Genomic DNA, 23,179 nt, shown 5'->3' with positions numbered 1-23,179 from the left:
AACTGAATTCATAGTGAATAATGATAAATGGAACAAATGCGTTGGTTAGAATTGCTTTCTGCAATTCGTTTAGGCAGTAAAAAAAGCAGTACCGAATTGGCTCGAAGCCCATTCCATAAAGATTACGACAGAATTATATTTTCCCAAAGCTTTCGCCAACTGAATAGAAAAACCCAGGTTCACCCGCTTACACAACACGATGGTATTCATACCCGCCTTACTCACTCACTGGAAGTGTCTTGTATCGGCCGCTCACTCGGCATGCTTGCCGCTGAAAAAATTAAAGATGAATTACCCATGTGGATCTCCCCTGCCGATGTCGGGGCGATCATTCAGGCGGCTTGTCTGGCCCATGATATTGGCAATCCACCCTTTGGTCATGCCGGTGAATATGCCATTCGTGAATGGTTTGATGATGCCTCTCATCGGGACTTCCTCACCAAACTGACACCCGAAGAACAAGCCGATGTGCGTCAATTCGAGGGCAATGCCCAAGGACTTCGCCTGCTTAGCCGGATTGATTATCATCCAGATGATGGCGGAATGCGCCTGACCTGTGCCACGCTAGGCGCTTATTTAAAATATCCATGGCTATCCAAAACCATTGAAGAACAAGGTGATACGCCTTCCCATCAACGGGCAAAATTTGGTTGCTATCAATCTGAAAAAGAAATTTTAAAACAACTGGCTGAACAGCTCGGCCTGATTCAACTCGGTGAATATCATTATTGCCGTCATCCCCTGACCTATTTATTAGAAGCTGCTGATGACATGTGTTATGCGCTGATTGATCTGGAAGATGGCATTATTCTGAATATGTTGAACTATGCCGAAGTTGAGCCGATTTTTCTGAACCTGATCGCCGATTACGGTTATCCCGAGGAACTCCATTTACCGCATACTACCTGGCAACAGAAGATCGCAGCTTTACGCGGTCGCGTCATGAAGCGTTTGGTCGATGAAGTCACCACTGCTTTTGCCAAGCATCATTTTGAAATTCTGACAGGTCAGCTCAAAGGTAGCCTGTTACAATATTGTTCGCCGGATATTGAAGCCGGTATTCAAACCGCCAAGAATCTTGCCAGAGACCGTATCTTTGAACATCCTCAAAAATCCGGTTTAGAAATTATTGCACATCAAAGTTTGCAAACCATTCTGGATGCCTTTATTCCCCTGACCATGCCACATAAGGCACTCAGCTTTAAAGAGCAGCGATTGATGTCAATTTTGCAACATTCAGGCGTAAATCTGCAAAACAACCATTATAATAATATTATGCAAGTTCTTGATATTATTAGCAAGTTCTCAGACCATCAGGCTTATAGTCTGGCGCAAGAGTTGCAAGGCAATAAAATAGGCTTTTTTTAATGAAGCGATTTATTGATGAAGGTAAGACTTGGGATAGTTTTACCCATGCTCCTGTTTTAGTGGTATGTCCATTTTGTCAGCATAAAGCTCAGGTCTTTCAACAAGAATTACCTGATCAGCCTAAAAAAAGCCTTGTTTTTAGCTGTTTATCCTGTTGTAAAACTTTTGATCAAGACCAGCAACAACAAAACAACTTAGGCTATTTTGACGAGATCAACGTAGAAATTAATCAAACCTGCACTTGTAAACGTGGGAAATATTACTTTTCCCAATCTTATGCCCGGCCCAGTGTTCTTCCGCCTTTTATCAAACTGAATTGTACTTTCTGCCAAAAAGAGCAAGTGTATAATTCCCCTTATACGTTATGGACCTATAAAATCCCGAGAAAGTCAGGGTTTGAAATCAACAAAGATCCTTTCTTTGGTTATCGGCTGTATCTCACCACAGAAACCAGGCATGGTCTTATTTTCGTGTATAACATGGAACAGTTAAATGATTTGAAGGCTTACATCTCTGCTGAGCTAAGACAGAGAACCTATACCAACAAGAATAAAACTTACTTAAGCCGATTGCCTGCCTGGATAAAATCCGCACGAAATCGCAAAGAAATCCTGAAAGCTATTTTGCGTTTAGAACAAATGGCTACTACTATTCAACCATTAACAAATAAGTGAAAGATTCAATGATCGGATGTTTGATTGGCGAAGTGTTTGCCCTGGAAGCCCCAACCGTATTACTCAATGTAAATGGTGTAGGTTATGAAATTGACACCCCACTTTCGACATTTTGCCAATTACAAAAAGGACAAAAAGTTACGTTATGGACCCATTTAGTGGTACGTGAAGATGCGCAGCAACTATATGGTTTTAGCGATGCTCAAGAAAAAACCATTTTCCGCACACTCCTCAAAGTGAACGGTGTAGGGCCTAAAATGGCACTCGGTATTCTTTCAACCTTGAGTGTTGAATTACTGATACATACCATTGAACATGATGATGTGAATACCTTGATTAAAGTTCCGGGTGTAGGTAAAAAAACTGCTGAACGCTTAATGATTGAATTACGTGACCGCTTTAAAGCATTGGCCCATCCTGCAGGTGGCTCAAGCAATGCTGCGGCAACGCAAATCCAGTTCATGTCCAACTCACCTGTTGCCGAAGCCGAGGCCGCATTACAATCACTCGGCTATAAGCCGGCTGAAGCACAAAAAGCCGTTGCTGCCGTCAAAGCAGATTATACTGAGTCAGCCGATATTATCCGTGCTGCGCTTAAATCCATGATGAAGTAATAGATATATGCAAGATCGTCTTATTAGCGGAACAGAAAAACCTGAAGATCATTTTGATCGTGCCATTCGCCCTACGTCTTTGGCTGATTATATCGGTCAGCCTGTGGTGCGTGAGCAAATGGAAATCTTCATTGGCGCGGCCCGTGGTCGTGGTGAGGCACTCGATCATACCCTGATCTTTGGCCCACCAGGCTTGGGTAAAACCACCTTGGCGAATATTATCGCACGTGAAATGGGCGGTAATTTAAAATCGACTTCTGGTCCAGTGTTAGAACGTGCTGGCGATTTGGCTGCCATGCTGACCAATCTGGAAGAAGGTGATGTTCTGTTTATTGACGAAATCCATCGTCTTTCACCCGTGATTGAAGAAATTCTGTATCCGGCGATGGAAGATTATCAGCTGGATATCATGATTGGTGAAGGCCCTGCTGCCCGCTCAATCAAGCTCGATCTACCTGCATTTACTTTAGTTGCAGCCACAACACGTGCAGGTTTGTTGACTTCGCCATTACGTGACCGTTTCGGGATTGTGCAACGCTTAGAATTCTATTCGGTTGAGGATTTAACGCATATCGTGACACGTTCTGCCAATTTGATGGACGTGCCGATTACCCATGAGGGTTCAACCGAAATCGCCCGCCGTGCACGCGGCACTCCACGTATTGCCAACCGTTTATTACGTCGTGTTCGTGATTACGCGCAAGTCAAAGGCACAGGTGAAGTAACTCAAGACATGGCTCAACGTGCTTTAGACATGCTCAATGTGGATAAAGCTGGTTTAGATACGCTCGATCGACGTTATCTCAGTATGTTGCTGGAACGTTTTGAAGGACGACCAACTGGTGTCGAAGCATTAGCCGCAGCGATGGCAGAAGACAGTGGAACGCTGGAAGATGTGATTGAACCGTATTTAATTCAGCAAGGTTATGTGATGCGGACTGCACGCGGTCGTATTGCAACCAATATGGCGTATTTGCAGTTTGGTATGACGCCACCTGAGTAATATAAATATTTTCAATTAAACCCTTCATATAATGAGATGATTGGAATAGCATATCCATGATTTTAATCATCTCATTATTTTTAGGGTAAAAATGAAAATTAAAACTTTAACTGCCGTATTTGTGAGTAGTTTATTTCTAGTAGCCTGTGGGGGCGGAAATGATAATGCAGATAATAGCAATTCATTTCAAGGAAAAGAAAAACTAGATTATAGCAAACCAGAAAATCTTAAAATCATTTATGCACCCATTATCAATTTATCAAGCATTAATGGAAATCAGCTGATTGATACCATCACGCTTGCTGAATCTGTTTTTTATTTAATACAAGGCGGAGAACAATCCGGCTATAAGGCATCTTGCCGTAACAAAGGCGGTAGTTTCAGCAAAGATCGCCAAAGTGTTACCCTCAATAAATGTGAACTCCAATTTACAAAAGATGGAATTACACAGCCTATCTTTGAGGAACCCATGTTTTTATCTGGAAAGATTAATACTCAGGGTTATTGGGTAGAGAATAACTTTAAAATTGATACGACACTCACTCAGTTTAAAGTAGAAATGGACAACGAAACAACTACCTATAGCGGTAGCAAAAGTAGCCTGTCTTATTTCCCTGATTCACGTCCATTTAAATATGACATCAGTAAAATCGATTTTACCTGGACTGATAAAAACTATACAGAAATCTATAAACTCACTAACTATAGTTTTGAACCTTGGCCTGCCGGATCTATCACCAAAGGAAGCTTAACCGGAATATCAAATAACAAAGAATTCTCGGTGAATTTTAACAATCAAATCAAATTTGGAAGTGTTGAGGATGCACTGGCTTTTTATCCAAGTTTTGCTGAAATTGTAATTGAGGATAGTAGCAACCGTAAAAATTCTATTACCATTACCAGAACCGCTGATTATAAAGCTTTAATGCGTGCCTATTCTAACGGTTCAAGCGTAACTGGCTTTCCTAAAGTTGTAGACTGGCAAGATTTAAATTATTAGAAAAAGGCCCTCTTCGGAGGGCTTCTTTTTTATCAAGTTCAACAATATGTTATTTATTACTATTTCCATCTTCGAATTGACCCCCTATCATTCCCTGATTGCTGCCGACTGAGCATGGAAATAGGTAAAAACATGGCTAATCATTTTGAATTTAAAATTCGCGTTTACATTGAAGATACAGATGCAGGTGGTATCGTCTATCACGCCAACCATATCCGTTTTATGGAACGTGCGCGCACTGAATGGTTACGTGCTGCGGGTGTAGATCACTACTGGCATCAACAAGATTACAACTTTGTAGTGCACCAGATTCAGGTCAAATATGTACGACCTATATTAATGGATGACTTAATTACCGTTACAGCACGTGTTATTTCGTGTAAAGCCGCATCATTTGTGTTGCAACAAAATATTTATCGTGGTGAAATCTTGCTGGCTTCAGGTGAGGTTGTGTTGGCATGTTTAAACAAAGAGTTAATGCCACGTCGACTTCCTGATGAAATTCGTGACCTGATTCAAAAAGAATTGGCACAGGACTAAAATAAACTTTCGGCACAGTAACTTATGGCAACTAATTTAGAATCTTCTCTACACATCTCCGACCTTATTTTACAAGCAAGTCCTGTTGTACAGCTGGTCATGCTGATCTTATTACTTGCTTCAATTTACAGCTGGTATCTGATTGCAAAATTACATATGGGCTTCAAAAAAGCAGGACAAGATGATGAGCATTTTCAAAAGATGTTCTGGTCAGGTGCCGAATTAAATACCCTTTATAACAATGCTCAACTCAACTCTAAACGTCGTGGTTTGGAAGACATCTTCTATCAAGGGTTGGGTGAGTTTTTTAAATTACAAAAACGTAAAGCAGATACCAACCAGACTATCGAAGGAACTGAACGTATTCTTCGTGTCGGTTTAAGCCGTGATCAAGGTGGTTTGGAGCAAGGTTTAGGTGCGTTGGCCAGCATTGGTTCGGTTGCACCTTATATCGGTTTATTCGGTACTGTCTGGGGTATCATGAATGCCTTCATCGGTCTAGCTGCAGTTGATCAAGTCACTTTAGCCACCGTTGCACCGGGTATTGCCGAGGCCCTTATCGCTACCGCAATCGGCTTATTTGCAGCCATTCCAGCGGTACTTGCGTTTAACCACTATACCGCCAAAGGTGAATCAATCTATTCAGACCGTGCCTTATTTGCAGAAGAAATGGTTGCTCTTTTACAGCGTCAAGCAATTGGAACGACACAGGAAGATGCATAATGGCGATTCAACGATCTGGACGTTTTGAGCGGATTAAGAAACCACTAAAAAGCGATATGAACGTGGTTCCTTATATCGACGTCATGTTGGTGCTACTGGTCATTTTTATGGTGACCGCACCCATGATTACCAGTGGTATCAAAGTGGATTTACCTCAAGCCAATAATCACCCTATTGAATCTAAAGATATGCCAGCAATGGTCACGATTGGTAAAGATGGTGATATCTTTTTGCAATATCAAGAGCACAAAGGTAGCGAACCGCTATCACTTGCCCAGCTTGAAACCCTTTTAAGTGAGGCACAAACTCAAGCCGAGCAAGAAAATAAGCAACTGACTGTTCTGGTGAATGGTGATAAATCTCGTCCTTATGGTGAAGTGGTTTCACTGATGGCGAGTCTACAAGAAGCCGGCCTAACTCAAGTTGGCTTACTGACTGAGCCGTTAAAATAAGCTATGAAAAAATTTCAAGAGCCGCCTTTTAAACAAAATGCGATTGCACTGGGTTTCACACTCGGTGTGCATGCAATCGCGATTGTTGGCTTACTGTTTTTAGGCTTGAGTAAACCACCAGAAGAGCCTAAAAAACTCACCACTATTTTGGTGAAGCCAGAAGATTTACCTTCATCGCTACAACAGCCTGAACAACAGGTCACGGCTGACAAACAGGCACCAGAAGTGGTCAGTCCGAATGTAGATCTGACCCTACCTGAAAATATTCCTGTAGCCCCTCCACCACCAACGGCTCAACAACTTGCAGCTGAGAAGCAAAAGGCAGCACAAGCACAGCAGGCAAAATTAGCTGAACAAAAACGTAAAGCTGAAGAAGCTGCTCGCGCTCAGCAAGAGGAACAACAACGTAAACTTGCAGAAGCACAAGCACAAAAACAACGTGCAGATGCTGAAGCAAAACGTCAGGCCGATACGAAAGCAAAAAATGAAGCTGAAGCAAAACGTCAAGCCGATGCAAAAGCTAAAAATGAAGCTGAAGCAAAACGCAGGGCTGAACAAAACGCGAAAGCTGAAGCAGACGCTAAAGCTCGTCAGAAAGCAGAGCAAGATGCCAAGTTAAAACAGCAGAAAGCGGCTGAAAATGCCAAGCTTCAAGCTCAGCAGGACGCGAAACGTAAAGCTGAGGCAGATGCCAAACGCAAAGCGGATGCAGATGCAAAAGCCAAAGCGGATGCAGATGCTAAACGCAAAGCTGATACAGATGCGAAACGTAAAGCGGATGCAGATGCGAAACGCAAAGCTGATGCAGACGCGAAACGTAAAGCTGATGCCGATGCAAAACGGAAAGCTGACGCGGATGCCAAACGCAAAGCCGACGCAGATGCTAAACGTAAAGCAGATGCCGATGCGAAAGCAAAAGCTGACGCGGATGCCAAACGCAAAGCAGATGCAGATGCTAAACGCAAAGCAGATGCAGATGCCAAACGTAAAGCGGATGCCGATGCCAAAGTAAAAGCGGATGCCGATGCCAAACGCAAGGCCGACGCCGATGCAAAAGCCAAAGCTGAGGCAGACGCGAAACGTAAAGCTGAAGCAGAAGCCGACGCAAAAGCCGCTGCTGCTAAAAAAGCAGAACAGGATGCTGCTCAGAAAAAAGCCGATGCAAAACGTATTGCATCAACAGCTAAACGTGATTTTGAACAAAAAATCTATCGTGCCTGGAATATGCCATCGGGTTCATCAGGTCAGCGTGCCAGCGCACGTGTTACCTTGAGCGATAGCGGTGCTGTATTATCTGTTGTTGTTTCTGCAAGCGACCCAGACGTGAAAGCAAGTGTAGAAGCTGCAGTTCGTGCTGCTGCACCTTATCCAATGCCAGATGATCCTGTTGCACGCCGTGAGGCAAGAAGCTTTACTTCAAGTTTTACTGCAAAATAGTAATGAATAGTTAACGTTATAGGCTTTTAATAGCACAAAGCCTATAACTGTGTTAAATAATCAACAGCCACAAAAATACGACGCAAGTAATTGTAACTATGGACAAGACTCGTAAACACCTCCTCTCTTTAGCAGTTTTCGCTGCAATTAGCACAGTTGTTCCTACTGCAACTTTTGCTCAATTACATCTAGAAATTGCCAAAGCACCTGAACAAGCACCAAAAATCGCGATCATTCCATTTGCCAATGACAATGCGATCTATCCAATTGTGGAAAGCGACTTGAACCGTTCAGGCCGTTTTACCAGTGCATCTCAGAACTTACCTGCAACTGCCAGCCTTAATCAGGTACAGGCAGGCGATTGGCAAACTGCGGGTGTGCCTTATGTCGTCGTGGGCCAAATGAAGGCTGTGGATGCCAATACATTTGAAATTCACTACCAGTTGTATGACGTACAAAAACAACAATATCTACTGAATGAAGTACTGACTGTGCCTCGTTCACGTGTGCGTCAAGCAGGCCACCTGATCAGTGATACGATTTATCAGGCCTTAACCGGTATCGCAGGTGACTTTAGCGGTCGTATTGCCTATGTATTACGTAATCAGGCCACGCCTGCACAACGTTATACCTTGCAAATTGCAGATACGGATGGCGAACAACCTAAAACAGTTCTGTCATCACGTGATCCGATCCTTTCTCCGGCCTGGACACCTGATGCCAAGAAAATTGCCTATGTGTCTTTTGAAACCAAACGACCTGCAATTTATCTACAAGATTTAGCGACTGGCCAGCGCGAAGTGCTAGCCAGCTTCCGTGGTTTAAACGGTGCACCGAGTTTCTCGCCAGATGGTAAATCAATGCTATTTACTGCATCGATGCACGGCAACCCTGAAGTCTATCAAATGGATTTAAGCACCCGCCAAGTACAACGCATGACCAATGACTCAGCGATTGATACCGAAGCGCGCTACTCACCAGATGGCAAATCCTTCATATTTACCTCGGATCGCGGCGGTTCACCACAGATTTACCGCTATAGCTTTGATGACAGTTCAGTTAAGCGTCTTACCTTTAAAGGTGCATTCAATGCGCGCGGTACCTTAAGCGCAGATGGTAAAAAGATTGCCCTGGTGCATCGTCCAAGTGGCAGTAACTACAAAGTTGCGATTCAGGATATTAATACAGGCATCACCAATATTCTCACGCCAACCAGTTTAGATGAATCACCGAGCTTCTCGCCAAATGGTCAAATGGTGGTTTACGCAACGCGTGAAGGAAATCGTGGTCTTTTATCAGTCATGTCTACTGATGGTCGTTTCCGCATGAATTTACCAAGCGAACAAGGTGAAGTTCGTGAACCTGCTTGGGCACCAAAATAAATTTAATTGATTGGAGAATCATATGAACATTAAATATCTAACGCTGCCATTGATTGCTGCGACACTGGTTTTCACGGGTTGTGCAAGCCGTAAACCTGCTGCTGAAATTACTACAGGTACGAATCCGAATGGCGCATCATCAGTCAGCACTGACGGTTTAAGTGAAGATGCTGCTTTAAATGCACAAAACCTTGCTGGCGCATCTTCAAAAGGCGTAACTGCTGCCAATAAAGCATTCTTGGCAAAACGTGTTGTTCACTTCAACTATGACAGCAGTGATTTATCAAACGAAGATTATCAAACATTACAAGCCCATGCTCAGTTCCTTGTTGCCAATGCGAACTCTCGTGTTGCCCTTACAGGCCACACAGATGAACGCGGTACACGTGAATACAATATGGCACTTGGTGAGCGTCGTGCCAAAGCCGTTGAAAGCTTCTTGATCACCAATGGTGTGAATCCGCAACAGCTTGAAGCAGTTAGTTACGGTAAAGAATCTCCAGTGAATGCAGGTCATGACGAAGCTGCATGGAAAGAAAACCGCCGTGTAGAAATTAACTACGAAGCAGTTCCACCACTATTAAAATAATTGTGGTTCCGCTATAAATAAAAATGCTCACTTCATGTGAGCATTTTTATTCCATTGCTTAAGATGAAGATTGAGCGTCAGGCTTATTTTGCATCGACTCAATCAAATCATGCTTATTAAACTCTTTATATTCTGGCTTGGCCTCATACTCTTTCCATGCATCCTTCACATTTTCTTTGGAAATCGTATCTAAGTTAATAGGTTCACTTGGCGTGGGCGTTGCCTCAAAATTCTTGGTTGTCATCTTTAGCCTCCAAACATCCTGTTTAGTATCTATGCAACATAGCATGTAATGGCTTAGTTGTAATCATAAAAGCAACATAAATAAAGTAAGATAATTTTTATTTTTGGGCGATCTCATCTAGAATAGCCACATTCATTTTTATCAATTTTTGACACGGCTAAATCGGAGCTATTCAATATGTCAAACCTTACTTTGACCCAATACCTAGAACAACAAAACGGGAATTTGACTCCAGAGTTGGCACAAGTCATTGAAACAATTGCAGCAACCTGCCAGACCATTGACCAAGCCTTACAAAAAGGTGCTTTAGCAGGTATTTTAGGCAGCGCGGGCAACGAAAATGTCCAAGGTGAAACCCAGAAAAAATTAGATGTCATTTCAAATGATTACCTGATTGATGCATTGAAAGCACATCCACAGGTAGGTGGCTTGGCTTCAGAAGAACTGGATGACTTCACCCCTGCTCAAGAGAACGGTAAATACTTGGTGTTATTTGACCCATTAGACGGTTCAAGCAACATCGACATCAATATGTGTGTAGGTACCATTTTCTCTATCCTTCCAGCAAAAAATGCAGTCACCCAAGCTGCTGATTTCATGCAGGCAGGGACTGAGCAAGTTGCTGCCGGTTATGTGCTTTATGGACCTTCAACCATGCTCGCACTGACTGTTGGCGCTGGTGTTGTATTCTTTACTTTTGACCCGACGACACAAAGCTTCTTGTTAACTTCTGAAAAAGTTCAGGTTTCAGCAGATACACAAGAATTTGCAATCAACTCCTCTAATCAACGTCATTGGGAAAATCCGGTAAAACGTTATATTGATGAGTTACTTGCGGGTAAAACTTCGGTGCGTGAAAAAGACTTTAATATGCGTTGGGTTGCATGCATGGTGGGTGACATTCACCGTATCTTATGCCGTAGCGGTATCTTCCTTTATCCATATGACTTGAAAGACCCTAAAAAAGCAGGTCGTTTACGTTTGATGTATGAAGCTAACCCGATGAGCATGTTGATTGAACAGGCTGGTGGTGCCTCTACAACAGGCCGTGTTCGTATTCTGGATATTCAACCAACCGAACTCCACCAACGTGTTCCAGTAATTATTGGTTCTAAGAATGAAGTTGAACGCGTCACCAGTTATCACTAATTAATTTTAAAATCAGGGCATTATCATCCATTTATAATGCCCTTTTGGATGTTTATCTTATGGCAGTTATTTTTCTAGAATCAAAAGACAATGCAAAGATCAAACATTTGCGTGGGCTGATCGAGCTGAACAGCGCCCGAAAAAAACATCAGCAAACGGTTCTGGAAGGTACTCATCTTTGCCTGGCTTGGTTACAACAGCAGAAAAAAATCTTTTCTCTCTTTACCACCGAACAGGCTCTCAATCACCCAGAGTTACAACAGGTGATTGAATTACACCAAGGGCATATTTTTGTCATTAGCGAAGTACTGTATAAAGACTTGAGTACTCTAGGCACAACCTTGCCCTGCTTGGCCATTATTGATTTGCCCAAAAGCTCAGTGACCATTGATTTTAAAGCAGATACACTCATTCTTGAAAATGTTCAGGACCCAGGAAATGTCGGTACACTGTTGCGTTCTGCGGCAGCTGCCAATATTAAACAGGTAATTTGTACGCAAGGCTCGGCTTCATTATGGTCACCGCGTGTGTTACGTGCGGGTATGGGAGCACACTTCAGTCTGACTTGTTTTGAAAATTTCCAACTCAACGACCTGCTGCCAAAGTTTCAAATTCCTGTCTTTGTAACCAGCTCACATCGTTCAACCAGTTTATATACTCAAGATTTAACCCAACCTTGTGTATGGATCCTGGGTAATGAAGGCCAAGGTGCAAGTGACTACGCCCTAGAACATGCTCAGGCGGTTACAATTCCTCAGCCGGGTGGTCAAGAATCTTTAAATGTTGCAATTGCGGGTTCAGTCTGCTTCTTTGAAATGGTGCGCCAACGTCAGTAAAACGTTATTTTATTTTAAATACGCGTTTTTTACGGGGAAAATCTATTACACTACTAAAAATAATTGCTTAAGTTGTCAACGCGCCCACCATTTTCAACGTTATATGATTAATGAATTGAAATAATAATGGTGGGTATCCATGACAGGATTTTCCATCTCTATGGATTTAGCACCTAAACAGGCTCGAACAGAAAACGGTACTGATCGTAGTACAGTTGAACAACGTCTGCGTTTCTTTATGCAAGACGTGACTGGTCGTGCGCTTGTGATGATGGAAAGTGCGACACAGGGACAACAAGGTATTGCAATGGATCTGGTTCAGGAAGCCTTTATTTCATTGCATAAATCCTATGCCGATAAAAGTACCGACGAATGGTATCCCCTGTTCTATACCATATTGAATAATAAGCTCCAGGACTGGAGAAGAAAGGAGGCCCGCCGGGCAAGTCCATTCTCATTATTTAAAAAGATCAGTTTAGACGATGACGAAGAAATCATTGATGTAGTCGATGAATCAACTCCAAATCCATTTGAGTTCCTTGATCAGGAAGTGACTATGGAGGAAATTCAGGCTGCAATCAATCAACTACCGGTCCGTCAGCAACAAGCGTTCATGTTAAGAGCATGGGAAGGCTTTGATACGATAACGACAGCGCAAATTATGGATTGTAGTGAAGGTAGTGTAAAAACACATTATCACCGTGCAATTCAGGGACTCAGAATTGCCTTAGAGCACTTAAATCCACATACGGGAGGATCATCAGATGAAAAAAGATGAGTTCGCTAAACAAGTGACTTCCAAACTTGATCAACTTGCAAGAGAGCAGCACCACAATAAAATGCGGGTGATGAATCATGTTTTAGATACCGTACAAAAGAAACCAACGTCTTATTACAGTATCTGGAAAATGACAGGCTTTGCCTTTGCAGCCGCGATTATGGGAATTGCTGTATTGCCAAGTTCTTTACAGTTAATCGATAAACCACAGAATCAAGTGGTAGTGAATCCCAAACTTTCACCTCAGATGGTTGAAGATATGGAAATGTTACTGGTTTTAGGTGAGGATAAAGTTCCACATGGCAGCTAAAAGATTAGCACTTGTTGTGTGTACGCTTGGATTATTGCAAACCAGTTTTGCAGGTTCAGAACGTTTCTGGATTTTTTCCAAACAGAATAAACCCACGACTGAAGAAGCGTGGGATGATTTAACTCCTGAAGAACAACGCGTTTTAATTAAACGCTATCAGTCGTTAAAGGAAATTCCAACCACACAAAGTTCACAGCTCCAGCAAAGAATGGAATGGTTTACTCAACTGCCGGAAGATGAAAAACAGAAAATGCGTGATGTCTGGCAAAAAATGAGTACTCAGGAACGCACTACCTTGCGTAAACGTATGCAAAATGCGAGTACTGAAGAACGCGTCAATATCCGAGAAGAATATTTAAGTAAATACGCTGAACATTGATTTTTTAATTTCTTTTCTAAAAAAAGAGCGCCTAATTTGGCGCTCTTTTTTTGACTTACTTTTTCAATCGACGATAGGTTAATAGACCAAACAGACCTAGGAGCGAGTAGATACCAAAGCTACCTCCGCCGCCGCCACTTGATGTACGCGTATCATCCGTTGTCGTTGCAGTATTAATGGTACGGACTGTTGCAGCATTTGATGACATACCATCCGCATCATATACCTGATAATTAAACGAGAAGTTAAATGGATTAAATGCATTTACTTCTTGAACATAAATATTCCCACCATAACAGGTTTCCTTTTGATCAGGTTCAGGACAAGGCCCTTGGCGATCAGCAGTTATGCTCAAATCCTTAGAAGGCACATTACTCAAACGGATCGGTAACTCTACCCCTTCTTGATTTTTCCAAAACTGGGATTTATTTGGATTCTGTTCAGGACCAGGTCCACCTTCACCTGTATCACCATAATCATTGGCAAAATTCAATAAATTAAGGCTTAACTTTTGCTTCTGCTTATATTTAAAGGTAATAGAAGTATCTGTGGCTACAGGCGCAATATTAGCAAATGCAGCTCGGATCAGGCCTGAAGAATGTATACTCGGATTCGCTTTAGAGGTAACCGTATATTTACAGAAAATTTTATCACCTGCCTGAGTAATACTTTCATTCTTACGATAAAAAATAATTTGCTGTAAGTTGTTATCCCAACGACATACCAGATTTTCTTTATCACTTTCATCAATATCGGTTACAGTTTCATTAATTTGTCCTTTTCCTAAAGGCTCTGTTGTTACCGTATATAGTTCAGGATCAAAAAACTGTAATTTATAACTACCATCAGCCTGTTTTACATCTTGGGGTAAAGGTAACTGATAATTTCTGAGATCAATATAAATTGCACGATAGTGAAAGTTTTCTTTGGTATATTTCAATAATCTTTGATACTTGTCTACCCGGAATTTATAATAAGTTAAAAAGTCAGGATTATTGGGATGTTTCACCAAATCATTAAAAAAGTCTAGTTGTGCCTGATAATTTGTCATAGCATTACTAATTGAACTATTCGTTAAATCTTGCAAATCACCCGCAGTAAAACGCATCAATTCAACCGAACCAATATCACAGCGGTTACGTGCATCAGGATCATAATATAAGGTTCCATCTGTAATACGCGCTAGTCCCCGCTGATCAGTTGAACTACAGCCGGTACCTTCAACGTCTAATAAACCTACTAATTTTGTATCTCCTTTATCATTTATAGGCACACTTGTGACATTTGGTTTTGGATAATAAATCGGCATAAAAGCAGTATGAGCAGAAGCGGCTTGATAATCTAGCAACGTTGCAAAACTGATATTACTGACATTGAGATTAGTTTTATTATCTTTGAGCGATTCTTTGGGAACATCACATACATTATTCACAGGAGAGGTAGAAGTGTCTTCCTTCAATGCAAGTGCATTATAGCTAACCGCAAATTTGACCTTCTCTTCATTGACTGCGTTCCCAAATAAATAACGACAGGCATAACTATTACCATCACCATTATAAGCGATCACATTATAATCTAATTTCTTGTTACCTAGCTTGTCATATAACAGTGTTGTAAAAGCTTTATTCTCGACTATGGTATTACTAACCAACGTTAATTTACTTGTATCACTTAATACACTTGGCCGATTATTAACATCCGACCCAACTTTGGTATCACCGGTAAATTTAATCAGATTGCCAGTTGTGGTATTAGTACTATTTTTTGCAATAGTATTGGTTTTTAACTCAGCATCTACTTCTCCACAAAATTCAAACATACTATTTGAGTTTTCAGAGCCGTTATTGATAAAGCTATTTGCAGTTAATTTAATAGTATTTTTAATATATTTTGCATCTGACATGCATCCCATTGACAGCACACTGCCCTTTTCCGCCTGATTTCCTTGTATAACACTTTTAGAAATTGTTAATGTAGATGAAGGTCCCGCCATAAAGATAGCGCCTCCCTCCTTTGCTTGAGAGTCAAGAACCTGGCTACTTTGTAATGCAACATCCGCCCCTGCATATATGGCTCCCCCAAAATCTGAAGAACGCCCACCAGTTAAAATTAGGTTGGTTAAGCTTAGATTTTTTGCACCTAGGGCAGTATTAAAAATACGCGAGTTCTCGGCCTTGATTGTAGTCTGTAAAGGGATTTGAGCAGGATATTGATTCACAACATCATTAAGTAAAACACTTTTTTCCTCCCAGTCTTCCGGGCTAGCTCCCAGAATTGAAACGGATACATTTGGGCTAAGCTCTTTTTTTAAGGTATATACACCTTTTTCAAGTTGAATTACTTTTGTGGTACTAGATAATTTATCAGTAACGGGACAACCACCATAAGAAACACGCGTCTCTGCGGTTTTTAATGCCTCACGTAATGAACAGGCATTCAGGTTTTCGCCGTCCTCATCTACAAAAGTTGTAACTTTGATTGCTGTTCCATTTGTTGCCGCTAATAATGGCATGGCAGCCATAACCATAGTGGCCAATACCGCTTTTTTATAATTTTTCATCTGATCATCCCTGATTATGATTTAAACCGACGCAACCGTACTAAGCCTAACAGTATAAAAATCGCTCCAACCCCTAAGCTTCCCCCACTGACATTCACAGTTTTACTTTTGAAAGTATCTGGTGGATCTTGAACAATATTGGTAGGAATTTCGATATAGTAATTGGTCACGTTATTAAAACGCGTGATCGTCGTCATGATGCGCATTTTAAACATATCAGCGCCGTGCCAATCGCTATAAGGCACATAAGTTACATTCCCATCCTGATCAAGAGTGAGCTTTCCTTTAGATGGTGTCTGATTTTGCACAATATCCAGACAACCTGATTGCCAAGCTTGACCATCTGAACGTTTGCCCAGTAATTGTTCACACGAAGCGGGGTCTAAGAGTTCACCATCTAATAGATTATCTGCAATACTAAATTTTGCAATTTCTTTAAAACGGATATCCATTCCAGCAACAGCAACATTACTTCGATCAACAGTCAATTCAATTGATCCTAAATCGCAAAGCTCATTTAAACCAGTACGAAGTTTTCCTCGCTGATCAGCCCCCTCACAACTCGCTAAGCTAAAAGTCGTCCCATCACTATAAATTCTTCCCTTATTGACAATAATTGAGTCAGATAATTGCTTATAAGAGGTTAATAAACGTGGTTTGAAGAAACCTAGCATTTGATCTTTTGGAATACTATATGGGCACAATAATCCTTTTGCAGGAGGGGCCGCACAAATCCCTTCATCATTGCTGCCTCCTGCGATTAATGCCTGCTCGGGATCATTTGCATTCCATATAAAGTTGGGTAAACGCTTTTCAGCATTACGATCACAGTCAGAAGTGGTTAAATTGCTTTGTACGATAGTTGTGTCAGTAGTCATACTGCCACAATTACTATTACCATTCGCTACTAGAATACTATTGGAAACATAGGCACTTGGATATTCTGTTACTTTTTCTACCTTCTCTCCATTCACAGTTTCTTCTGTGGTTACCTTGCGATTTAAAGACTGCAAATATAAACCAGCGGCATTTTTTATGATTGTATTATTATTGAGAATCATCCCTTCACGAATATTTGCGACATAGCCACCTTTATTTTGAAAAATAGTACTGCTTCGAATGCCCGCAGATCGATCCGTTAATGCTCCAGCAATGGTGTCATTATTAAAACCATTCAAGACATACAATAAAGCACCCTCTGTCCCTGATACGCCTTCGTTATCACGCATCACAGAGTTTGTGATCAGATACATGGGAATTTCACTATAGATAATTGCCCCTTGATCAGCTTTATTATTTTGCAAAAGGCTATTAGTAACAGTTACGTAACCAGCAGTATTCTTATCCGATGAGACGCCGACATTATAAATTGCCCCGCCTCTATTTGCAGCGCCTCCCGTTAAACGCGAATATTGGATTGCCAAGTTTTCACGATTGAGAATCAGCCCCCCATCATTGAGCTTTTTTGACGTTCCTTGCAAATTCAGCTCAAGCAATGCCACTCTTAATAACGCTTTTTCGACATTGTTGTCATCAATTACAAACAGACGATCATTGCCTACCATTTTGATCGTCGCATTGTTTAGCCCACGTTTATTATCATTAAAAGCATCGCTATTCGCTGTACGGATGATCATCTCAGCCTTGATATTTAATGCTGACTTTAGCTGGTAGGTTTGGTCTCGTTGTAAAATAATTACACTGCTTGAATCTTTATCACCACAGCCCTGATAGCCATTTTCATATTCTTTTTGACTTCTTTTATTTAAAAATTCTACGGCGTTGCGCAGAGAACAACCGGTATAATTCTCGTCATCAGCTAATGTGTTGACTTGGATATCCGCAGAATAAGCGTGCCCAGTCATCACCAATAAAGTACAGGCAAGCGTCCGTTTGAGCATACCGATCTCCTTTCATGTTTTTTCATTTTTTTAATTTTACAAACTAGGTGTTTGCAACCACATTCCTTTGTGCGTACTTTGTCATAGCTCTCAAAATTACTCAAGAAATTTTATACTATTGGCGATATTCATCTATTAAGGCATAAATTTGTTTAAGAGTAGTATTGGATAGCTTGGTTTTTTCGCCTTTTAGCATTTTTTCAAGTTGGGCTAATGTTTGTAATAATATTGAGGCCTGATGCGGACCATTACTTAATAAATAATCAACAATTTGCTGGTCAAAATGAATGCCTCGACGAGTCATTACCGATTGAAGTAAGGCCTGACGGTCAATATAGGAACTTCCATTCGGGACTTTAACACTGACTGCCTGGGTTAATCTTGATTGAAGATCAGGCAGTTCCAGTTTTAATTCAATCGGCGCAACCCGAGAAGAAAACACCAACTGACCTTCATGATTATTCATCAAATGGAAAACCGCTTTTTGCCAATGCGGTACACCACTAATGGCGTCAATATCATCCAGTGCAACCAGATCATAAAACTCTAGAGAAGTAATTGCTTCGATCGGTGCATCTAATAATTCGAGTAGCGAGACTTTAATTGCAGGCCGCCCCAGCTCCAGATAAGAATCACAGATCGCAGAAAGCAAATGGCTTTTACCTGTTCCTGCTCCACCATAGACATAGAATCGGCTGACCAAACCCGCATGTAATTGTCTGACTGCATCAACCACAGGCCCCCAACCCGGCCCCGAAAAATCACTGATTCGAGCATCGAGTTGTGGTTCTATATCCAGTTGTAGTTGACGCATATATTTAATATGTTCCTCAATTACTTTAAATCTTTCGGGTTTGAAGTCTCTGTATCTTGAGAGTTTTTAATTTGAATATCAAGCTCTACTTGCTCTGAATCCACATTTATGTGCTGAGTTTCACCCTGTACCAGTACAACTTCTGTGGTAGAACCATAGAAGCGGCTTCTTTCATAATTATCACGTGCATGTTTAAGCAGCACTACAATCACCGCAGCCACAGGTAAAGCAATCAGCATGCCCAGGAATCCCCCCAGCTGTGCCCCTGCCAATACCGCGAAAACAACAGCCACAGGTGACAGGCCAATCTTATCACCCAGCAAGAACGGTTGCAGAATATATCCCTCAACCATTTGCCCGATCATGAACACCACGCCGACAAGCAGCAATTGGGTCCAGTCCAGTCCAAACTGGAAAAGTGTCGCAACCACAGCAGCAATAATCCCGACACCAAATCCAAGATAAGGAATGATACTTGCCAAACCAGCAATCATGCCAATAATTAAACCGACTTCCAGCCCAATCAGTTGTAACCCGACGGCGTAAACGATTCCCAGCAAAAGCATCACAAGGAACTGCCCTTTGACAAAGGCACCTAAGACACTATGACATTCACGCACGATGGTTAAGGTTGAAGCTTCATATGGACGTGGAATTAAACGTCTTAAACTTTGCAGCATTCTCTCCCAGTCCAGCAGGAAGTAGAACGAGATAATTGGAATAAGGATAACGACCCCACCAATCTGAATAAAGTTCAATCCTGATTGGGCGACTCGTAATGCCATGGTCTGGATGCTGTCAGCGCTGTAATTGGTCTGGATATAATCCATTACGGCTTTTGAAATCTGTTCAGTGTCAATCTCCATAGGTACAACATTAAAGGTATGTGATACCCAAGGTAGGAAAGTGGCATTAATCCAGTGGATACCCGCAGGAATACTATCCCGGGCATACATCAGCTGTTTCCAGATCAACGGTACCAAGAACCACAACACCATGGTCAGGGTCACACCAATTCCAATAAAGACGATACTGATGGCTAACCAACGCGGTAATTTGATTTTGACAAGGACATCCACCAGTGGACTAAACAGGTAGGCAATAAAAAAAGCGCCTACGAAAGGAATGACGATGGGCTTTAGCAGATAGAGCACCCAAAGCAGTAATGCGAGCCCAGCGAGGATAAAGATACGACGTAGTACCTGATCTTGCATAAAATCTAGCCTTTTATTGTATATTCGTTATAAATAAAAAAAATTTTAATTAAAGATAGCATTTTCGAGCATAAATAACATAAGAGTTTCGTATATTCAGGTTATAATCTGCCGCCAATGCGGAGACTTCACTATGAGCAACTCAACTTCTACCCCAAACACTGGTTTAAGCTATAAAGATGCGGGCGTCGACATTGAAGCGGGCGACGCACTGGTCGATCGTATCAAATTTGTCGCGAAACGCACCACTCGTCCTGAAGTAATGGGCGGTCTTGGTGGTTTTGGCGCGCTATGCAAAATTCCAAAAGGTTATGAAGAACCTGTATTGGTTTCGGGCACAGATGGCGTAGGCACCAAATTACGCCTGGCACTCAATCTCAATCGTCATGACACGATTGGTCAAGATCTTGTGGCAATGTGTGTTAACGATTTGCTTGTTTGTGGTGCTGAACCACTTTTCTTCCTCGACTACTATGCAACAGGTCATCTAAATGTTGATGTGGCTGCCAATGTAGTGACAGGAATTGGTACAGGTTGTGAACTTGCTGGTTGTGCATTGGTTGGTGGGGAAACTGCCGAAATGCCAGGCATGTATGAAGGCGAAGATTACGATCTTGCCGGTTTTGCTGTGGGTGTAGTTGAACACAGTAAAATTATTGATGGAACAAAAGTGAAGTCTGGTGATGTACTCATCGGTGTGGCATCAAGTGGTGCACACTCAAATGGTTATTCATTATTACGCAAAATCTTAGATGTTAAAAATGTAGACCTGACCCAAATCGTTGATGGTCGTCCACTTGCCGATGTTGCAATGGAACCGACGCGCATTTATGTAAAACCGGTCCTCGAACTTTGCAAACAAGTTGATGTACATGCCATGGCTCACATCACCGGTGGTGGTTTACCAGGTAACTTACCGCGTGTTCTTCCAAACGGCGCGCAAGCAGTGATTGATGAATCAAGCTGGGAATGGTCTGAGTTGTTCCAGTTGTTACAACGCGAAGGTAACGTAGAACGCTTTGAAATGTATCGTACCTTTAACTGTGGCGTTGGTATGGTGATTGCAGTTGATCCAAGCGAAGCGGACAAAGCCATTGATGTGTTGAATGCTCAAGGTGAAAAAGCCTGGAAAATTGGTCACATTCAGGAAAATGCTGAATCAGTTGAAGGCGCTGACGAAAAAATTCGCGTGATCTTTGCATAATGAGAATTGCTGTCCTTGTTTCAGGCAGCGGTAGTAATTTACAGGCCCTGATAGATGCAAATCTGTCAGGGCAAATCATTGGTGTGTTATCAAACAAAGCTGATGCTTATGCATTACAACGTGCGAAAGATGCCAATATTGCAACCGCTGTTATTTCACATAAAGATTATCCGAATCGCGAAAGCTTTGATGCAGCCATGCACCAGCAACTGCTAGCATGGCAGGTGGATCTAGTGATCCTTGCAGGTTTTATGCGGATTTTAACACCTGGCTTTGTGCTGCAATGGCAAGGCAAAATGTTAAATATCCACCCTTCTCTGTTGCCTGTATATAAAGGCGTTAATACCCATCAACGGGTATTAAATACCGGAGACCGGCTGCATGGTTGTACCGTTCACTTTGTGACAGCTGAACTGGATGCCGGACAAAGTATTGCGCAATCTGCCATTCAGGTAGGTTTACATGATACGGTAGAGACTTTAGCGCAACGCGTGCATGAACTTGAGCATTTTATTTATCCTCAAGTCGCGCAATGGTTTTGTACAGGTCAACTGCGCTGGCAAAATGGCCAAGCTTATTTTAACCAGAAGCCTTTGGAACGACCGATTCAGTTTGCTCAATTCTAAAAAATAAAACGCATCTAAGGATGCGTTTTTTTATGACTTTAAAAGATAGGTTAAATATTTTTCTTGAAAAATATTTAACCACTCCATGCTTTCATCTGCGTCATGTTCATCAGCTAAATGCAATAGAAAAACTTTGATGCGAAGAAAGCAGTAATACTCACCTTCTTGAAATGAATACTGATCTATTTCTTGCCAGTTTTTATGATTGAATCGATCAAATATGCTTACAAGTTGGTCTTGGGCTTGCACATTGCTTAACGCAAGGCCCAATATATCTAAAAAATTGCTGATATATGCAACCCGTTGTTGATAAGCATCAAAAAAAATCAGTACGCTTGCTTGGCAACTTTCTTGCCCATACCCCAGCAAGCCGAGTGCATTTAGAATAATCTCAGTATTTCTCATCGAAACAATCAAAGCACCAGACTTTTAATTTTCTCAACGGTATCCAGTGGATGCTCCAATGGGAACATATGCCCTCCTTCAACAACAGAAAATGGAATACCCAGTTTCTTTTGTGCAACCTGCGGAAATTTCTCTTTTAAAAACACACTATCTTGGCCTACTACTAACTGTACAGGAACGGGTGGTTTTGGCATTGGTAACCACCACATCGATGGGGTTGTTCTAAACAGCTTCACTTCATCCTGCTTAGGAATGGTTAAAGTAACACCGCCCCGCTGTGGATCAACGGTTAAGGCATGATCAATGTAGGCCTGAAAACAGTCGGCATCGAAATGTTGGTAAAAACCACGTGAACCCAGCAGCTCAGCCGCTTGTTCACGCGACTCCCAATGATCACGACGGCGTGCAGATAAACCCGCAGGGGTAATTTTATCCACCAGCTTAGGTTTAAAAAGTTTAGCCAAATGAAACACAAAAGAGGCTTTACCAATGATTAGAGGTGGATCCAGCATAATTACTTGGGAAAATAACTCGGGGAGACGATAGGCAGCCATTAAAGTCAGGACCGAACCCAAAGAGTGTCCTACACCAATCACTTGACGTCCTTGGGCTTGCTGAACAATATTATCAATGACCTGATCGACCAGATGTGTCCAGCCATGCGTAATCGGATAACGTTTGTCATTGCCAATTTCAGCCAGATAAATAATGTCATATTGATCTTTCAACTGATCAAACAGCTTTTGATAAACTTTAGAAGGAACACCGTTGGCATGGGCAAAATGAATCAAGGGTTTCATAGAGGGTTCTTTATTTGTTTTCACTGATCGTTCAATTATCCTGCTCTACACATGTATTGCAAATCAAAACAAGAACTGCCCAGTTATTTTTACAATAAAAAAGGCTGTGAAAAACACAGCCTGAGTATGAAGAATCTATTCCAGCAAAAGCATCGCTTTAATAAAGTTGGAACAATT

The 23,179-nt window shown here is 41.7% G+C and carries 25 protein-coding genes; 18 read left to right on the top strand and 7 right to left on the bottom strand.

Going from position 1 to position 23,179, the window contains the following annotated elements; translation table 11 throughout:
- Positions 1 to 27 precede the first annotated feature (27 nt).
- The 11 genes from J699_RS10755 (at position 28) to pal (ending at position 9,782) form a co-directional block, all read left to right on the top strand.
- The gene (locus tag J699_RS10755; RefSeq protein WP_005229461.1) at positions 28 to 1,368 is read left to right on the top strand and encodes a deoxyguanosinetriphosphate triphosphohydrolase; all 1,341 of its coding nucleotides are present in this window, start codon (positions 28 to 30) and stop codon (positions 1,366 to 1,368) included.
- The gene (locus J699_RS10760; RefSeq protein ID WP_032867455.1) at positions 1,368 to 2,042 is read left to right on the top strand and encodes a hypothetical protein; all 675 of its coding nucleotides are present in this window, start codon (positions 1,368 to 1,370) and stop codon (positions 2,040 to 2,042) included. Before J699_RS10755 ends, J699_RS10760 begins: the two co-directional genes overlap by 1 nt.
- A gap of 8 nt (positions 2,043 to 2,050) precedes the next feature.
- Complete coding sequence (gene ruvA / locus J699_RS10765; RefSeq protein WP_005284596.1) at positions 2,051 to 2,656, top strand: Holliday junction branch migration protein RuvA; 606 nt, start codon at positions 2,051 to 2,053, stop codon at positions 2,654 to 2,656.
- Positions 2,657 to 2,663: 7 nt separating this feature from the next.
- The gene (gene ruvB, locus J699_RS10770; RefSeq protein ID WP_005229454.1) at positions 2,664 to 3,659 is read left to right on the top strand and encodes a Holliday junction branch migration DNA helicase RuvB; all 996 of its coding nucleotides are present in this window, start codon (positions 2,664 to 2,666) and stop codon (positions 3,657 to 3,659) included.
- A 91-nt stretch (positions 3,660 to 3,750) separates the two neighbouring features.
- On the top strand, positions 3,751 to 4,659 hold the full coding sequence (locus J699_RS10775) for a hypothetical protein (protein ID WP_032867458.1): 909 nt from the start codon (positions 3,751 to 3,753) through the stop codon (positions 4,657 to 4,659).
- 132 nt (positions 4,660 to 4,791) lie between these two features.
- Complete coding sequence (gene ybgC, locus J699_RS10780) at positions 4,792 to 5,199, top strand: tol-pal system-associated acyl-CoA thioesterase (RefSeq protein ID WP_004771451.1); 408 nt, start codon at positions 4,792 to 4,794, stop codon at positions 5,197 to 5,199.
- Between the two features lie 24 nt (positions 5,200 to 5,223).
- A complete protein-coding gene (gene tolQ / locus J699_RS10785; protein ID WP_004771450.1) occupies positions 5,224 to 5,922 on the top strand; it encodes a protein TolQ in 699 nt (232 codons plus the stop codon).
- On the top strand, positions 5,922 to 6,374 hold the full coding sequence (tolR, locus tag J699_RS10790) for a protein TolR (protein ID WP_005211482.1): 453 nt from the start codon (positions 5,922 to 5,924) through the stop codon (positions 6,372 to 6,374). Before tolQ ends, tolR begins: the two co-directional genes overlap by 1 nt.
- A 3-nt stretch (positions 6,375 to 6,377) precedes the next feature.
- On the top strand, positions 6,378 to 7,811 hold the full coding sequence (tolA, locus tag J699_RS10795; RefSeq protein WP_032867460.1) for a cell envelope integrity protein TolA: 1,434 nt from the start codon (positions 6,378 to 6,380) through the stop codon (positions 7,809 to 7,811).
- A 98-nt stretch (positions 7,812 to 7,909) separates the two neighbouring features.
- The gene (gene tolB, locus J699_RS10800; protein ID WP_005229443.1) at positions 7,910 to 9,193 is read left to right on the top strand and encodes a Tol-Pal system beta propeller repeat protein TolB; all 1,284 of its coding nucleotides are present in this window, start codon (positions 7,910 to 7,912) and stop codon (positions 9,191 to 9,193) included.
- A gap of 22 nt (positions 9,194 to 9,215) precedes the next feature.
- The gene (gene pal / locus J699_RS10805) at positions 9,216 to 9,782 is read left to right on the top strand and encodes a peptidoglycan-associated lipoprotein Pal (RefSeq protein ID WP_005229441.1); all 567 of its coding nucleotides are present in this window, start codon (positions 9,216 to 9,218) and stop codon (positions 9,780 to 9,782) included.
- 58 nt (positions 9,783 to 9,840) lie between these two features.
- Here the strand turns inward: pal and J699_RS10810 are convergent, their stop codons facing one another.
- A complete protein-coding gene (locus tag J699_RS10810; RefSeq protein ID WP_005229431.1) occupies positions 9,841 to 10,026 on the bottom strand; it encodes an NF038105 family protein in 186 nt (61 codons plus the stop codon).
- A gap of 177 nt (positions 10,027 to 10,203) precedes the next feature.
- Between J699_RS10810 and J699_RS10815 the strand changes: the two genes are divergently transcribed.
- From J699_RS10815 to J699_RS10835, 5 genes are all read left to right on the top strand, one after another.
- Positions 10,204 to 11,175, top strand: coding sequence for a class 1 fructose-bisphosphatase (locus J699_RS10815; RefSeq protein ID WP_032867462.1), 972 nt, complete (start codon positions 10,204 to 10,206; stop codon positions 11,173 to 11,175).
- 59 nt (positions 11,176 to 11,234) lie between these two features.
- The gene (locus J699_RS10820; RefSeq protein WP_005229429.1) at positions 11,235 to 12,011 is read left to right on the top strand and encodes a TrmH family RNA methyltransferase; all 777 of its coding nucleotides are present in this window, start codon (positions 11,235 to 11,237) and stop codon (positions 12,009 to 12,011) included.
- A 160-nt stretch (positions 12,012 to 12,171) separates the two neighbouring features.
- Entirely contained in the window at positions 12,172 to 12,789 is a 618-nt protein-coding gene (locus J699_RS10825; RefSeq protein ID WP_032867464.1) for an RNA polymerase sigma factor, read from the top strand.
- Complete coding sequence (locus J699_RS10830) at positions 12,776 to 13,099, top strand: hypothetical protein (RefSeq protein ID WP_005229427.1); 324 nt, start codon at positions 12,776 to 12,778, stop codon at positions 13,097 to 13,099. The genes J699_RS10825 and J699_RS10830 overlap by 14 nt, the downstream gene beginning before the upstream one ends.
- Positions 13,089 to 13,478 carry a DUF3106 domain-containing protein gene (locus tag J699_RS10835; RefSeq protein WP_005284567.1) on the top strand — a complete coding sequence of 130 codons (390 nt, stop codon included), beginning with the start codon at positions 13,089 to 13,091 and terminating at the stop codon, positions 13,476 to 13,478. Before J699_RS10830 ends, J699_RS10835 begins: the two co-directional genes overlap by 11 nt.
- 55 nt (positions 13,479 to 13,533) lie before the next feature.
- Here J699_RS10835 and J699_RS10840 read toward each other — a convergent pair whose 3' ends face one another.
- From J699_RS10840 to cxpE, 4 genes are all read right to left on the bottom strand, one after another.
- Entirely contained in the window at positions 13,534 to 16,038 is a 2,505-nt protein-coding gene (locus tag J699_RS10840) for a CSLREA domain-containing protein (RefSeq protein WP_032867466.1), read from the bottom strand.
- A 14-nt stretch (positions 16,039 to 16,052) separates the two neighbouring features.
- On the bottom strand, positions 16,053 to 17,939 hold the full coding sequence (gene rbtA, locus J699_RS10845; RefSeq protein ID WP_032867469.1) for a rhombotarget A: 1,887 nt from the start codon (positions 17,937 to 17,939) through the stop codon (positions 16,053 to 16,055).
- Between the two features lie 115 nt (positions 17,940 to 18,054).
- A complete protein-coding gene (locus tag J699_RS10850) occupies positions 18,055 to 18,753 on the bottom strand; it encodes a DnaA regulatory inactivator Hda (protein ID WP_004771428.1) in 699 nt (232 codons plus the stop codon).
- 20 nt (positions 18,754 to 18,773) lie between these two features.
- On the bottom strand, positions 18,774 to 19,967 hold the full coding sequence (gene cxpE, locus J699_RS10855) for a chloramphenicol efflux transporter CxpE (protein ID WP_009514801.1): 1,194 nt from the start codon (positions 19,965 to 19,967) through the stop codon (positions 18,774 to 18,776).
- A gap of 133 nt (positions 19,968 to 20,100) precedes the next feature.
- On the opposite strand from cxpE, the gene purM reads away from it, so the two are divergent.
- Positions 20,101 to 21,171, top strand: coding sequence for a phosphoribosylformylglycinamidine cyclo-ligase (gene purM / locus J699_RS10860; protein ID WP_032867472.1), 1,071 nt, complete (start codon positions 20,101 to 20,103; stop codon positions 21,169 to 21,171).
- Entirely contained in the window at positions 21,168 to 21,797 is a 630-nt protein-coding gene (gene purN, locus J699_RS10865; RefSeq protein ID WP_171062221.1) for a phosphoribosylglycinamide formyltransferase, read from the top strand. Before purM ends, purN begins: the two co-directional genes overlap by 4 nt.
- Positions 21,798 to 21,827: 30 nt before the next feature.
- Here the strand turns inward: purN and J699_RS10870 are convergent, their stop codons facing one another.
- Both J699_RS10870 and J699_RS10875 read right to left on the bottom strand, forming a co-directional pair.
- A complete protein-coding gene (locus J699_RS10870; protein WP_032867474.1) occupies positions 21,828 to 22,202 on the bottom strand; it encodes a hypothetical protein in 375 nt (124 codons plus the stop codon).
- Between the two features lie 8 nt (positions 22,203 to 22,210).
- Positions 22,211 to 23,002 (bottom strand): alpha/beta fold hydrolase, encoded by a 792-nt coding sequence (locus J699_RS10875; protein ID WP_032867478.1) that lies wholly within the window; start codon positions 23,000 to 23,002, stop codon positions 22,211 to 22,213.
- Positions 23,003 to 23,179 lie beyond the last annotated feature (177 nt).

It is taken from the genome of Acinetobacter sp. 1000160, assembly GCF_000588715.1.
In the GTDB taxonomy this organism is placed as follows: domain Bacteria; phylum Pseudomonadota; class Gammaproteobacteria; order Pseudomonadales; family Moraxellaceae; genus Acinetobacter; species Acinetobacter courvalinii.
The sequence above is the reverse complement of the archived record's forward strand: the minus strand, read 5'-3'. Positions and strand labels throughout refer to the sequence as shown.